The sequence below is a fragment of the Pseudomonas sp. Irchel 3A18 genome, assembly GCF_900187465.1.
Classification (GTDB): Bacteria; Pseudomonadota; Gammaproteobacteria; order Pseudomonadales; family Pseudomonadaceae; genus Aquipseudomonas; species Aquipseudomonas cichorii.
In genome coordinates, this window is the sequence record NZ_FYDI01000008.1 from 69931 (window position 1) to 83972 (window position 14042).

A 14042-nucleotide genomic window follows, 5' to 3' on the forward strand; every position below is an offset into this window, starting at 1 on the left:
TCAGGTGGATAACGCTTGTCTTTTAATAACTATTATCAAAGTGAATTGACGGCCTTGCGTCAATTGGGAAGTCGCTTTGCCGAGCGTAATCCTGCATTGGCGCCTTTTTTGGGGCAGGCCGGGCAGGATCCTGATGTCGAGCGACTACTGGAGGGTTTCGCATTTCTGACAGGCCGGCTGCGACAGAAGCTGGATGACGAGTTACCCGAACTTACTCACTCCTTGATGCAGTTGTTGTGGCCGAATTACATGCGTCCGTTTCCCGCGGTCAGCATGTTGCAGTTCGAGCCTCTGGAGCATTCGGGAGCGGGGATTGTAGTTGCCCGAGGAACTCCCGTGGAAAGCATTCCGGTTGAGGACACCGTTTGTCATTTTCGTACCTGCTACGAAACGGCTGTATTACCGTTGAGGCTGAGTGCAGTCAATTACTCCGCAAATGGCAACGGTGTATTGCTTGGCTTGCGTCTTGATATGAACGGTGACGGGCATATCGGTTCTCTGGAGCTGAATGATTTGCGACTGCATTTTGCCGGAGAGCCTTATGTCAGCCAGACGTTATACCTGGGGTTGATGCGCAATCTCGAAAAAATCAGTTTGACGCCCCTGGATGCGGAAGGTAATCCTTTTGCTGTTGCAGGCGACGAAACAGTATCTTTCAATATACCTGTCGACAGAATAAAAGCAGTGGGTTTTGCAGAAGAGGAAGCCCTTGTTCCTTATCCATTGAATACTTTTCGAGGGTATCGTTATCTGCAGGAATACTTTGTATTTAAAGAGAAATACCTGTTTGTTGATGTGTCGGGGCTTGAGGTCATCAATTCACTGGCGCCGCAGATTCTGGAAAAATCAAGGAGTATAGAGCTATCGTTTGATATCGCGAAAAATGAAATTCAGCGCCTGCGACCGACACTGCAGAATATCAAACTGTATTGCACGCCTATCGTGAACCTGTTCGAACAGGATGCACTGCCTGTTCGTCTTGAGGGTACGCAGGATGAATACCGGTTGCTGCCTGGCGGACATGACTCAAAAAAGTGCGGGATCTTTTCGGTCGACAAGGTGACCGGCTGGCAGCCGGGAGGTCTGGGTTATCAGGAGTTTGTGCTGTTTGAGTCATTCGAGCACGACCCCAGTTTCGACGTGCAACATCCAAGGCCTTATTACAGCATTCGTCAGCATCCTTCACCGCTGCACGAGGGGCTGGACACGTATTTGAGTTTCGATGGTCGTCAGACCCGTCAGCATGAAACCCTCTCTGTGGAGTTGACCTGTACCCATCAGGACCTTCCCTTGCAGATAGCGGCAGGTGGCATTTGCAGGCCTTGCGAAGAAACACCTGATTTTCTGAAGTTCAGAAATATTACACCGGCTACGCGAAGTTTTGCTCCGCCGCTACACAAGGAGTTTCTGTGGCGGGTGATCAGTAACATGTCCTTGAATTACCTATCGTTGAATAACGTCTCGGCGTTGAAGTGCATTCTGGAAACGTATGACTTTCCGCGTTATTACGACCAGCAGGCTGAACGGGTCAGCAAGCAGCTTTTGAACGGACTCAAGTCCATTCGGCATGAACCTGTCGATCATTTATATCGAGGTCTCCCTGTTCGAGGGTTGAAAACGGAGTTGCTGATCGATACGCAAGGCTGTGCCGGTGAAGGAGGGTTGTTTGTTTTCGCTTCGGTACTTAACGAGTTTTTCGCTCTTTACGCCAGTCTCAACTCTTTCCATGAATTGCATGTCAGGAGCACCCAGGGAGAAGTATACGAATGGACACCACGCATGGGACTTCAACCTCTGATCTGAAACGATTGAGTCAGACGATACGTAGATACTCGCTGTTTCAGGCAATACCCTTGATTGTAGAGCAACTACTGGAAGTCAACCCGGATGTCGATGAAGAGGATGTTCAGGACTTGCTGGAGTTTCAAGCCAATCCTGGCCTGGGATTTCCCGGAAGCGATATTGATGGCCTGGTTTTTTTTGAAGAGCACGGACAGCAGCGGGCACGACTTACGCTCAACTTGCTGGGTTTGTGTGGAGGCAACTCGCCGTTACCTGCTTTTTATAGTGAGCAAGCGTCAGGCGATAGCGAGTCATCGCAAACGACGCGTTCGTTCCTCGATGTTTTTCATCATCGTTTGCATCGGCTTATTTTTCCGGTCTGGCGTAAATATCGTTATGAAGCCAGCTTTACACATGGCGCGAAGGATTCTTTTTCAGGGCAACTCTTTGCCCTGATAGGTCTGGCAGGAGAGGACGTTCGCCGTACTGAAGAACTCAACTGGAAACGTTTGTTTCCCTATCTCGGCTTGCTGAGTTTGAGGGCTCATTCAGCAGCATTGATAGAGTCTGTACTGCGCTACTACTTCAAGCATGCCAGCTTGTTCATTGAGCAATGTATGGAGCGTTCTGTTGATGTTGTAGAGCGGCAACGCAACCGTTTGGGGATCGTCAATAGCCGCCTTGGTGAGGATGCAGTGTTGGGCACGCGTGTCTGTGATCGAGGTGGCAAGTTTCGTATTCACATCAAACAACTTGGCTGGGAGCGCTTTCACGAATTCCTGCCCATAGGTTCCGGCTTTGGATCTCTTGCAGCATTGGTGCGCTTCACCCTGCGCGACCAACTGGATTACGACATTCGCCTGGAATTACGCCAGGACGAAATCAGAGAGCTGCGTATTGGCGACTCCAACAGTTGCCATCTGGGTTGGAGCAGTTGGCTCGGATGTGAGCGGGCTGATGGCCTGGTCACTCTGAACAGTCATTAAGGACAGATATCGATGATCAATGTAGACCTGCAACAACTGGTGAATGCACTGGATGCAGTTACTCGCAAAGACCTTGAGGGAACTGCAGAACGCTGTGTGGCAAGAGGTGGCAGCAAGATTCTCGTGGAGGATCTGCTGCTGGCCCTGCTCGAACGCCCTGACGGGATGCTGTCCCGTGCCTTGCAGGACGCGGATGTAGAACCAGGATCTCTGGCCGTGACCTTGCAAATGACCATGGAGCACCGTTCTTCCTGCAACCCGGTATTCGCTCCGGAACTGGTCCAGTGGCTTCAGGATGCTTTGCTTGTCGCCAATCTGGAGCTGGGTCAGAGCCAGATCGGGCAGGCGGCCTTGATCCTGGCCTTGCTGCGCAATCCCGTCCGCTACGCCGGTAGCCGTTATCAGCCATTGCTGGCGAAGATAAATATCGACCGCTTGCGTGATTTCGCGCTTGGCGAGCAGGTTGCATCTGCCGATGCCCCCTCACCAACAGGCGAGTCCCTGCTGGCCCGTTTCACCCAGAACCTGACCCGCCAAGCCAGGGACGGCAAGCTCGATCCGGTTCTGTGCCGTGATCCCGAGATCCGGCAGATGGTCGACATCCTGGCCCGTCGTCGCAAGAACAACCCGATCGTGATCGGCGAGGCGGGTGTCGGGAAGACCGCGATTGTGGAAGGGCTGGCACTGCGAATTGCCCAGGGTGATGTCCCGCAGCCCTTGCAGGGTGTCGAGCTGCTGTCGCTGGACATGGGCTTGCTGCAGGCTGGAGCAAGCCTGAAGGGTGAGTTTGAACGTCGCCTCAAAGGCATCATCGATGAGGTGAAGTCTTCTCCCGAGCCGATCATTCTTTTTATCGACGAGGCCCATACCCTGATTGGTGCCGGAGCCCAGGCCGGGAGCTCCGATGCGGCGAATCTGCTGAAACCTGCCTTGGCGCGAGGTGAGCTGCGAACCATCGCGGCGACCACATGGGCAGAGTACAAGAAGTATTTCGAGAAAGACCCGGCATTGTCGCGACGCTTTCAACCCGTGCAAGTGCATGAGCCTTCTGTGGACGAGGCCATTACCATCCTGCGTGGTCTGGCCCCGGTCTATGAAAAGAGTCACGGCGTTTATCTGCGTGACGATGCGGTCGTTGCGGCTGCCCGGTTATCGGCACGTTACCTGTCCGGACGACAGTTGCCGGACAAGGCTGTCGATGTTCTGGACACGGCCTGTGCCCGTGTCCGGATCAGCCTCGCAGCGCCTCCCGAAAGCCTGGAGCTTTTGCGTGCCGGTCGGGCTGAAGGGCAGCGTCAGATCGATGCCTTGAGGCGCGATGCCGATGCGGGATTACCGGTCGATGCGTGCCTGTTGTATACGCTGCAAGCCCGGATGGCGCAGGCAGGCGAGGAAGAGGCCGGGCTTGAGCAGCTTTGGCATGAACAACGAGAGGACGCTGAACATTTGCTCCTGTTGCGACAGCAACTGGCTGATGCGCGCAACCAGCAGGATCGTGAAGGCGTGCCTGAGTCAATCGAGCATGAGCTACAGATCATCCATCAGCGCCTGGTCCTGAGTCAGGCAAGCCATCGGCTGGTCAGTTTCGAGGTTTGTCCTCGGCTGGTCGCCGAGGTGATCAGCGCCTGGACAGGTATTCCGCTTTCCCAACTGGCTGGCGAATACTGCGACAAGGTTGCCGACTTTGCTTCGGGCTTGCGTTTCTGGATCCGTGGACAGGAGCAGGCCATCGGGGCACTGGATCGTTCCATGCGTGCCGTTGCAGCGGGGCTGAACAAGTCCGATGCGCCTGTTGGAGTCTTTCTGCTGACAGGTCCCAGTGGCGTCGGCAAAACCGAAACCGCTCTGGCACTTGCTGACCTGCTGTACGGCGGCGAGCGTTTTCTGATCACGATCAACATGTCGGAATTCCAGGAGAAACATACGGTTTCCCGGTTGATCGGCTCGCCACCCGGTTACGTCGGTTACGGCGAAGGTGGAATGCTGACCGAAGCTGTCCGGCAAAAGCCGTATTCGGTGGTTCTGCTGGATGAAGTGGAAAAAGCCGATCCCGATGTTTTGAATCTTTTCTATCAGATCTTCGACAAGGGTGTGGTCAATGATGGCGAGGGAAGGGAGATCAACTTCCGCAACACCTTGATCCTCATGACCTCCAATCTGGGCAGCGACGCCATTACGGCGCTGTGTCAGAACGGTCAGCTGCCCGAAGCGGATGAACTGGACAAGATCATTCGTCCGCTACTCAGTGCCCACTTCAAGCCGGCGTTGCTGGCACGGATGCAAGTGGTGCCTTACTACCCGATCAGCGAGCCGCTGATGCGCGAGTTGATCGAACTCAAACTTCGTCGCCTGGGTGAGCGTCTGTCATCCCGGCAACTGGTATTCAGTCATTGTCAGGCGCTGGTCACTTACCTGACCGAGCGTTGCGCGCAAAGTGACAGTGGCGCACGGCTGGTGGACTCGCTGCTGGATCTGCACGTGCTGCCCCTGATCGCAGACCGGGTGCTGGATGCCATGGCCCGAGGCGAAAGGCTGGAAACAGTGCATGCCACGCTCGACGCTGCAGGCACCGTCATTTGCGAGTGCGCATGATGTTCAATTCAATTGAAGAGCCTTTCGGCTATGTCCAGAAACTCTGTGCCCAATACACCCGTCTTTCGCATCTCTGCGACAGCGAGAGCCTGTTGCAGGCGTTTGCGCTTGCTGCCGCAGAGCTGACTGATTGCGAACTGGGCCGCTTATATCTGCTCGATGCTACCCAGACCCGTCTGCAGTTGTGTGCAGAAGCCCGGGAAGGCCTGATCATTCCGATAAGCCCTGCAAGCCTTGAAGTGGATTGCAAGGGGGAGCAGCTATTGCAGTTCTGTCTCTGCCAGAACCAGGTTGTCAGTGTGAGTGAACTCAGTATCGGGATCTATGACACCGGCTTCTTGCCGACCCATGAGCAAGCCTGGAAATCGTTGTTGTGTATGCCACTGGTGGATCAGCAGCAGAGAGTTGCCGGGCTGCTATTGTGCGCCGGCCTGAATCGCAGGGTGCTCGATGGCTTTGCCGAGTCTCTGGGCGAACTCGGAGCATTTGTACTTTCGCAATTGCAACTGCTGCAGCGTCTGCGACCTTCTGTCAGTCCTCTTGACGTGAAGCCTTCCCGCAAGCGGTACGGCCTGATCGGCCAGAGCGAGATCATGCACCAGACCTGCCACTTGATCGGCAAGGTGCTGCAAAGCTCATACACGGTCTTGCTGACCGGTGAAACGGGGACAGGCAAGGAAGTGGTGGCTCGTGCCATTCACGATCACGGGCCTCGCCGCTCCAGGCCTTTTGTCGTGCAGAACTGCACGGCTTTCCCTGAAGGGCTTCTGGAAAGCGAGTTGTTCGGTTATTGCAGAGGTGCATTTACCGGGGCTGATCGTGATCGGGCAGGCCTGTTCGATACAGCCAATGGTGGCACGTTATTGCTGGACGAGATTGGCGATATGCCGCTGTCCTTGCAGGCAAAGCTCTTGCGGGTCTTGCAGGAAGGGGAGATTCGCCCGCTGGGGTCAAGCGAGACCCGCAAGGTCGATGTGCGAATCATCGCTGCAACTCACCGCAATCTCCTGGCACTGGTGGCCGAAGGGTTGTTCAGGGAAGACCTTTACTATCGGCTTGCCCAGTTTCCCATCGAGTTGCCGCCATTGCGTCACCGTGAAGGGGACATTGCGGAGCTGGCACGACATTTTGCCGACAAGGCTTGTAACTTTCTTGGGCGTGCGCCTGTTCGATGGTCTGAAGTGGCGCTTCTGCTGCTGTGCCGACGTAGTTTTCCCGGCAATGTCCGCGAACTGAAAGGGCTGGTGGAGCGCGCTGTTCTGTTATGTGAAGGGGACGAACTGTTGCCTGAACACTTTTCTTTTGATGTAAAGCTGTTGGTGCGTGATACGACACTTAATCTTCGAGAGCGCCTTGAACAAGTCGAACGTTGTGTACTGCTTGATTCCTTGAGGAAAAGTGGCGGCAATCGCAGTCTTGCCGCACGTGAGTTGGGATTGGCACGTCGTACTCTGCTTTATCGCATGTCTCATTTGAATATCAAACGTGATGAGCTGCATGCCTGATCGATAAGTAACTTTTATTGTTTGTTTCACCCATTTTCATAGAGGCATTTTATGAGTGTTCGTTATTGGCTGCCTGCTGTTTTTGTTTTTGTCGTTTTAAATTTTCTGGCGGGGTGTGGTGGCCACTTCAAATTTGATGATGACGAATATCGTACGTTGGGCGACCCCGACTCAATAAATCGTGGCAAGTAGTGGCAAGAGAAAGAATCATGGAAAATTTCTTTGAAGGGATGAATACCTCGTTGGACCCACTTGCCGCCATGGACATGAAGGCCTTACCGGGAGCGCCCCTTCAAGCGGGGTATGGGATAGATCATGCTCCCGTGGACAGTGAAAGCCTGTTGCTGCCTGCTCTGATTGATTGTCCGTTCGCCGAGCCTTGTCAGGGCGAATCACAAACCCTCACTGGCGATTTCTGGAAAGCATTTGGCGACGCGTTGGGTATTAATATCGATCATCTTGAACCGTCGGCTCGTCAGGTGCTGGCGTTAAATACTGCACGGTTATTCAGGCACTGTATTAGCGGTATAAAAGATAATTTGCGTACCCGCCGTGAGTTGAAAAGCGAGTTGCAGTTGGCGCCGGAGGGCATGGGGCCAATTGAACGGGCGACCGATGTCAGTGCGGCGGTTGATGGCGTATTGAATGGCAAGTTTCCAGTGTCTTCGCTTGTGCAGGACTTTCGAGCATTACAGGCTCATCAAGTTGCCATGCTGGATGCCAGTCGCACCATGGCGCGTCTCACGCTGGAGCAGTTTTCACCGCAACAACTGACCTGGAAGTTTGAACAGGATGGCGGTCTCTCGTTATTGCAAACGGCGGGAAAGCGTTGGCGCGCCTATGTGCGTCATTACCACTCTCTGGAGCAGGAGGGTGAATGGGAAAAACGTCTGTTGGTCAGCAACTTTGCCCATGCCTATGAAGAACAGATTCGCCTGATAAACACCCTCTACCTGGACACCCAAGGATGATAACTATGTTTTGCCTCAAGAGTTCGATCATGCTGCCCGTGCTGCTGGCACTGAGCAGTTGTTCGGCATTGTCGCCTTACTCGACCCAGACCCGCTTGAGTCTGCAACTGATAGCCAGTGACGGCCTTAACCCCGATATCAACGGTCGATCCTCTCCTATCGTGTTGCGCCTGCTTGAGCTGAAGCATCCGGTTGCTTTCGAGAACATGGATTTTTTCAGTCTGTATGGACGCTCCAAAGAGTCCCTGAGTACGGACCTCGTCGCAAGCGAGGAGCTGGAATTACTGCCGGGGCAAAGCATCGTTCTCAAATTGAAGACCGGGAAAGACAGTCAGTATGTCGGAGTTCTGGCTGCTTATCGAAACCTGCCTGAAACCCGGTGGCGCTATGTCATTCCGTTGACGGTCGAGGGGCATACCCGTACCGAACTGTCGCTCGATGACGCCGGTATTCACCGTAGCGATGAACATCAGCCAGGGCGAATGACCAGCCATGAGTGAGCATAAAGTCATCTGGCGTGAAGGCATGTTATTGCGTCCGCAGCACTTTCAGCATAACGACCGTTATTACGATCATCAGATGAGAGTCCGTACCCGGTTGGCCGGTGCCTATGTGTGGGGCTTCACAGAGTTGGTGATAGACCCGCAGTTTCTGACTTCCGGGCAGATCGTGATCGCTCAGGCGTCGGGGGTTCTTCCCGATGGCAGCATTTTCGACCTTGGGGATCGTGATAAACCCCTGGCTCTGGATATACCGCCCAATACCATGGACACGCCGGTCTATCTGGCATTGCCACTGGTGACCGGGAATTGCATTGAGGCGCGGGGACCGGAACAGCCCGATGTGCTGGCCCGATACACCTCCTATACACGCAAGATATCGGACTCCAATGCCGGGGAAGGAAACTCCACGGAGATCATTTGCGCGCGCCCGGACTTTCACCTGCTGCCGGGTGAGCAGCAGGGCGAGCAGACGTATGTGAGGCTCAAGGTGTGCCATGTCCTGTCGGCTTCACCTGACAAGGCAATCACGCTGGCCCCTGGCTTTACCCCGACATTCATCAATGCCCGTCGCTCGACCTATCTGACGTCATGCCTCAAGGAAGTGGTGGGCTTGCTGGAGTATCGCGGCGATGTCATTGCCAGGCGCGTTCGTGCAAGCGGCAAGGTCGGTGGCGGGCAAGTCGGTGATTTCATGATGCTGCAACTGATCAACCGTACCGAGTTGCTGCTCAGGCATTACCTGAACATCGAAGAGGTTCATCCGGAAGAGTTGTACCGCGTGTTGCTGGTCATGCTGGGTGATCTGGCCACATTCGGCGGCGACACCCGGCGCCCTGTGCTGAGCAGTGGTTATCGGCACAGTGATCAAGAGGCGACGTTCAGCGCCTTGATGGCCGAGATCCGGCAAGTGTTGTCGATGGTGCTCGAACAGCATGCAACTGAACTGGAGCTGCAGGCTCGTCAGTATGGCGTTCTGGTGTCCCCGCGTGTCGATCAGCAATTGCTGGGTTCGGCGTCGTTCGTTCTGGCTGCCAGTGCGCATTGCGATACCGAAGAGTTGCGCCATCGGCTGCCTTCACATCTCAAGGTCGGGTCCGTGGAGAGCATTCGCGAGCTGGTCAACCTGCATCTGCCGGGAATCAGGCTCAGACCGCTGCCGGTTGCGCCCCGACAGATTCCGTTTCACTCGAACAAGACCTATTTCATTCTCGAACTCAATGCTCAGGAACAGGCCCTGGTAGAAAACTCCGGAGGCTTTGCTTTCCATGTTTCAGGTGAGTTTGACGGGCTTGATTTGCAATTCTGGGCCATCAGGAACTCATGAACATGCGCTTTGACAGGGAGAACGACCACGACGCCAACGTGGTTCATCAACAGAATACTGCCCATGGAGGCCTGACCGATTTCACCCGGCCACCAGGTTTCGAGCAGCTCGAAGAGCGCCTGACTTACACCGCACGCCTGGCACCGGCGCAAACGTTCAGCATCAACATCAATCCTCTGGTCGCGGCAGCGAGTGATCTGCTGGTACAAGTCGTCGAGCTGGCAGGCAGTGCAAGTGCAGAAGCGGGGGAGCTTCACGCAGTGAACCGCAGGCTTGTCCGGTACATCAAGCTCTTCGAGGCTCGAGCCCGGCAGGACGGGATAGAGAACGATCAATTGCTGGCTGCCCGCTATGTGCTGTGTACGGTGCTTGATGAAACCGTCCTGACCACTCCGTGGGGCGGTGAGTGGTCGACGATGAGCCTGTTGAGCCATTTCCATCAGGAAACCTTTGGCGGCGAAAAGTTCTTCCAGTTGCTGGAGCGCTTGTCGAGCAATCCGGCCCGGCATTTATCCATGCTTGAGTTGATGTATCTGTGCCTGTCATTAGGATTTGAAGGCAAATACCGCGTGATGAAGCGCGGCAATATCGAGCTGGAAGGCATTCGTGACGGCCTTTACCGGCAGATCCGGCAATTGCGTGGGGATGTCTGCGCAGAACTGTCGCCACACTGGCATGGGTTACAGACACAGCAGGGCTCGACCGTTCGCACTGCGCCCTGGTGGCTGATCGGCTTGTTCACTTTCGTGAGCCTGGCCGCCATGTATTCGGGGTTCGCCTGGGTGTTGGCCGAACAGCGCGAAACGGTGCTCAAACCCTATCGGCAAGTCCATTCCGAAGTACTCAAGTCCTCGGTCGTAAACAGAGACATGCAATGAAAAACCTCTTGAAGAAACTGGCAGCCCTGTTGTGCAAGACATGGGTCTGGACGCTGCTGTCGGTATTGTTTGTGGTGCTGTGCATCTGGTTCACGGGACCGTTGCTGGCCGTGGCCGATCACAAGTTCTGGGAAAGTCCGACATCCCGGCTCTTGTCCGTAAGCCTGTTGTTTCTGCTGTGGGGGCTGGGCATGGTTTTCGTCAGTTGGCGCAGCGCAGCAGACAGGAAGCAGAAAGAAGCCGACACCACAGGTCAGGAACAGCTTCGTCAGCAGGCCCTGATTGAAAAGGAACACAAGGAATTATCCGGTCGCTTCAAGGACGCCCTGCGCGTCATCAGACTCTCCAGCCTGTATGGTGGTGAGGGTAAGCACTTGCCCTGGTACTTGTTGATCGGGCCGGCCGGGAGTGGCAAGACCAGCCTGCTGGACTTTTCCGGCCTGGACTTCCCGCTCAACAAGGTCGAGCGCAAGTTGACCCGCGATACTCGGGGTACTGCCGGCAGCGATTGGTACTTTGCCGATCAGGCGGTGATCATCGATACGCCGGGCCGTTATCTGGAGCAGCGTCAGCCACTGATCGATGCCAGTGCCTGGCTGATGCTTTTGGGGCTGCTGCGCAATCGTCGGCGTACCTGCCCTGTGAATGGGGTGCTGGTGACATTGCCCGTCGAGATCCTGTCCGGTAACGACGAAGTCCGTCTGGAAATGATGGCGGAAGCGGTGCGCAGCCGTCTGGATGAGTTGCACCGCCAGTTGCGTGTCGACGTGCCGGTGTATCTGGTGCTGACCAAGGCCGACTCGCTGACGGGGTTCGATGAGTTTTTCGACCCTCTGTCCAAGGAAGAGGGTGAGCAGGTGCTTGGCGCAACGTTCGGCCAGGATCAGCGGGGCAGTGACCCCGATGTGCTCAGACAGGAATTTGAAGCGCTGCTGCGACGTATTGGCAGCCAGGTCATCATGCGCATTCACCAGGAGTATGACCCGCAGCGTCGTGGGCGAATGCTTGGGTTTCCCGATCAGCTGGGTGGGATCGGGCATCGATTGTGTCTGTTTGCCGAGATGGCTTTTGCGGGCAGTCGCTATCAGCGTGCCACTCAGTTACGGGGATTTTATTTGACCCGTGCGCCTCACTTACTCCCAAGCGTTCAAGAGAACGGTGCAGAGGAGGGTGAACATGCCCCGATCAACACCAGAGCATTGCCAGGCATGCACGCCGGGCGGCCACGCTTCATTCGTCAGCTCTTGAGTCGGGTGATCTTTCCCGAGGCGGCTCTGGCCATGATGGACAAGGGCGAGCGTCAGCGGATGAGCTGGATTCGACGCACAGCGTATTGTGCGGCCCTGATGGTCTTGGTGTTGTTCGGCGCGCTATGGGCGAACGGTTTCAGCGCCAATCATGATCGTCTGGAGCGTATTCGCCATCTGGCTCAGCAATGGACCCAGCAACGTTCGGGCATGAATGCCCAGACCGATACCCTGGCGATACTCAAGTCCCTGAACCTCAGTCATGAAGCCACCCGGGTCTTTCCTGGCAGGGAAGAGGTCGCGCTGCATGAGCGCAGCGGCCTTTATCAAGGCGTCACGAGCAATCAGGTGCTTTCGGGTGCCTATCAGGCTGAACTGCAAAGCCAGTTGTTACCCCGTGTAGCCCGCACACTGGAAGCACAGATACAGGCCAGCATGAAGGATCGTGAACAACTGCTGAGCAGCTTGCGGGCTTACTTGATGCTCTACTTGCCCGAGCGCCGCGACCAGGCCTGGCTGCAAGACTGGATGGCGGCTGACTGGACGCTGCGTTATGCAGGTCTGCCCAGGGAACAGAGCGAGCTAAATGGCCATCTGGAGCGCCTGCTTCGGCAACCGTTCAAGTACCCGATCAACGATGCATTGGTGGCACAGGCTCGTCAGGCGCTTCGCAGTGAATCCCTGGCCACTATCGTCTATCGGCTCCTGCGCGAGCAGGCACGCAGCCTTGCGGATTATCGCCTGGGTCATCATATCGGCACCCAGGCCAGTCTGTTGGTCGGTACGCAATACCCGATTCCCGGTTTCTATACCCGCCAAGGCTATCAACAGTTCTTTGTGACTCAGGGCGTTGTCGCGGTCAATGACATCCTGCGTGACAACTGGGTGCTGGGCGAGGGTTCAGGCCTGAGCGGCATGGAAATGCGCAGCCTGATGGTCGAGCTGGAGCAGCTGTATTTTCGTGATTACGCCAATCACTGGAGCGAAGCGGTCGCTCAGGTTGCATTGCAGCCCTTTGAAGGCCCCTTGCATGGGGCAGTTCAAGCAGCCGGCATGACAGCTGCCAATTCGCCGTTGGTGCAACTGCTGACGCAAGTACGCGATAACACGCTGTTTCCGACTATTGCCGAAAACCTGGAGCAGGTAGCTGAGGGCGCGCCTTCAGGTGTGCTGAATGCCGTGGCGTCTGCGGCAGCCGATCAGGCAGCGGCTCTGGCTCCCAAACTGCCGGATACGGCGAAGAAGTCATTGCAGCGCCGTTTCGAGCCCTTGCATCGTTTGCTGGATGAACACAACGGCCCTGCTGCAGAACTGCTGGCGGTCATGCAGGCCTTGAACGACGTGCAACAGCAACTGGCCAGCCTTGGGCGGTCCGGTCAGCCTGAGCTACTGGCTTTCGAGATGGCCAGAGTCCGCATGACGGGTCAGCGGGATGCGCTGAGCAACCTTCGCAATGCATCCGCCCGGTTGCCCCAACCTGTTGGCGGATGGTTCAACGGACTGGCCGAAGACACTTGGTCATGGGTTCTGGGTGAGGCCTATCAACACATCAACCAGCGTTACAGGAATGAGCTGTACAGCTTTTATGAACAGTCGCTCGATAAACGTTATCCGTTTCATGCCCATAGCAGCAGCGATGTGGCCATCAACGATTTTCGGGAGTTCTTCAAGGCTCAAGGCCTTGCCGAGCGCTTTTTCGACAGCTACATGAAGCCTTTTGTCAGCGGTGATCCGGGGCATTATCGCCTGCGCACCATTGATGGCTCAGGCTTGCCAGCCAGCCGTGCCTACCTCGACCAGATGGGGCGCGTGCACACCATTCGCAAAAGCTTCTTTGCAGAAAATCCCGAGGAGCCGCTGGTGCAGTTCAAGCTGGAACCCTACACGCTGGACCCGGCCGTGAGCCGTGCCGAGTTTCGTCTGGGCGATCAGATGATGGAGTATCGCCATGGTCCTGTTGTGCCGGTTTCGTTCAGATGGCCGACCGATGCGGATGACGGTCGCGCCAGCCTGGTGCTGGAGCGAATGGCAGAACGGCCCATCGGTATCGAGAAAACTACCGGGCCATGGTCACTGTTCCGCCTGCTGGATTTGATGCAGACCGAATCCCTCCAGGGCCGGGATGTGCTGGTGCTCAAGGCCGATGTAGGAGGGCTGAGGGCCAATTACCTGTTGCTCGCCCAGCGAGCGGCCAACCCCTTCGATGTTGCGGTATTGCGCAGATTCCGGATGCCGGCACAGCTTTGAAGCAGGG

Annotated in this window: 10 protein-coding genes; all 10 read left to right on the forward strand. The window is 55.8% G+C overall.

What is annotated here, in order from left to right:
• Positions 1 to 15 precede the first annotated feature (15 nt).
• The 10 genes from tssF to tssM are packed head-to-tail and all read left to right on the forward strand — an operon-like array spanning position 16 to position 14035.
• On the forward strand, positions 16 to 1803 hold the full coding sequence (tssF, locus tag CKW23_RS16955; RefSeq protein WP_025260024.1) for a type VI secretion system baseplate subunit TssF: 1788 nt from the start codon (positions 16 to 18) through the stop codon (positions 1801 to 1803).
• The gene (gene tssG, locus CKW23_RS16960; RefSeq protein ID WP_038400359.1) at positions 1767 to 2768 is read left to right on the forward strand and encodes a type VI secretion system baseplate subunit TssG; all 1002 of its coding nucleotides are present in this window, start codon (positions 1767 to 1769) and stop codon (positions 2766 to 2768) included. The genes tssF and tssG overlap by 37 nt, the downstream gene beginning before the upstream one ends.
• A 6-nt stretch (positions 2769 to 2774) precedes the next feature.
• Entirely contained in the window at positions 2775 to 5360 is a 2586-nt protein-coding gene (tssH, locus tag CKW23_RS16965) for a type VI secretion system ATPase TssH (RefSeq protein WP_162883706.1), read from the forward strand.
• Positions 5360 to 6865: a sigma-54-dependent Fis family transcriptional regulator gene (locus CKW23_RS16970; protein WP_095068064.1), complete on the forward strand. Its 1506-nt coding sequence runs from the start codon at positions 5360 to 5362 to the stop codon at positions 6863 to 6865. The genes tssH and CKW23_RS16970 overlap by 1 nt, the downstream gene beginning before the upstream one ends.
• Before the next feature lie 51 nt (positions 6866 to 6916).
• Positions 6917 to 7057 (forward strand): type VI secretion protein, encoded by a 141-nt coding sequence (locus tag CKW23_RS26795; RefSeq protein ID WP_074569124.1) that lies wholly within the window; start codon positions 6917 to 6919, stop codon positions 7055 to 7057.
• A gap of 17 nt (positions 7058 to 7074) precedes the next feature.
• Positions 7075 to 7836 (forward strand): type VI secretion system-associated FHA domain protein, encoded by a 762-nt coding sequence (locus CKW23_RS16980; protein WP_051427728.1) that lies wholly within the window; start codon positions 7075 to 7077, stop codon positions 7834 to 7836.
• Positions 7837 to 7841: 5 nt separating this feature from the next.
• Positions 7842 to 8336 carry a type VI secretion system lipoprotein TssJ gene (gene tssJ / locus CKW23_RS16985; protein WP_025260027.1) on the forward strand — a complete coding sequence of 165 codons (495 nt, stop codon included), beginning with the start codon at positions 7842 to 7844 and terminating at the stop codon, positions 8334 to 8336.
• A complete protein-coding gene (gene tssK / locus CKW23_RS16990) occupies positions 8329 to 9663 on the forward strand; it encodes a type VI secretion system baseplate subunit TssK (protein WP_025260028.1) in 1335 nt (444 codons plus the stop codon). Before tssJ ends, tssK begins: the two co-directional genes overlap by 8 nt.
• Positions 9664 to 9665: 2 nt before the next feature.
• Entirely contained in the window at positions 9666 to 10541 is an 876-nt protein-coding gene (gene icmH / locus CKW23_RS16995; protein WP_256590472.1) for a type IVB secretion system protein IcmH/DotU, read from the forward strand.
• Positions 10538 to 14035: a type VI secretion system membrane subunit TssM gene (gene tssM, locus CKW23_RS17000; RefSeq protein WP_095068029.1), complete on the forward strand. Its 3498-nt coding sequence runs from the start codon at positions 10538 to 10540 to the stop codon at positions 14033 to 14035. The genes icmH and tssM overlap by 4 nt, the downstream gene beginning before the upstream one ends.
• Positions 14036 to 14042: the final 7 nt, after the last annotated feature.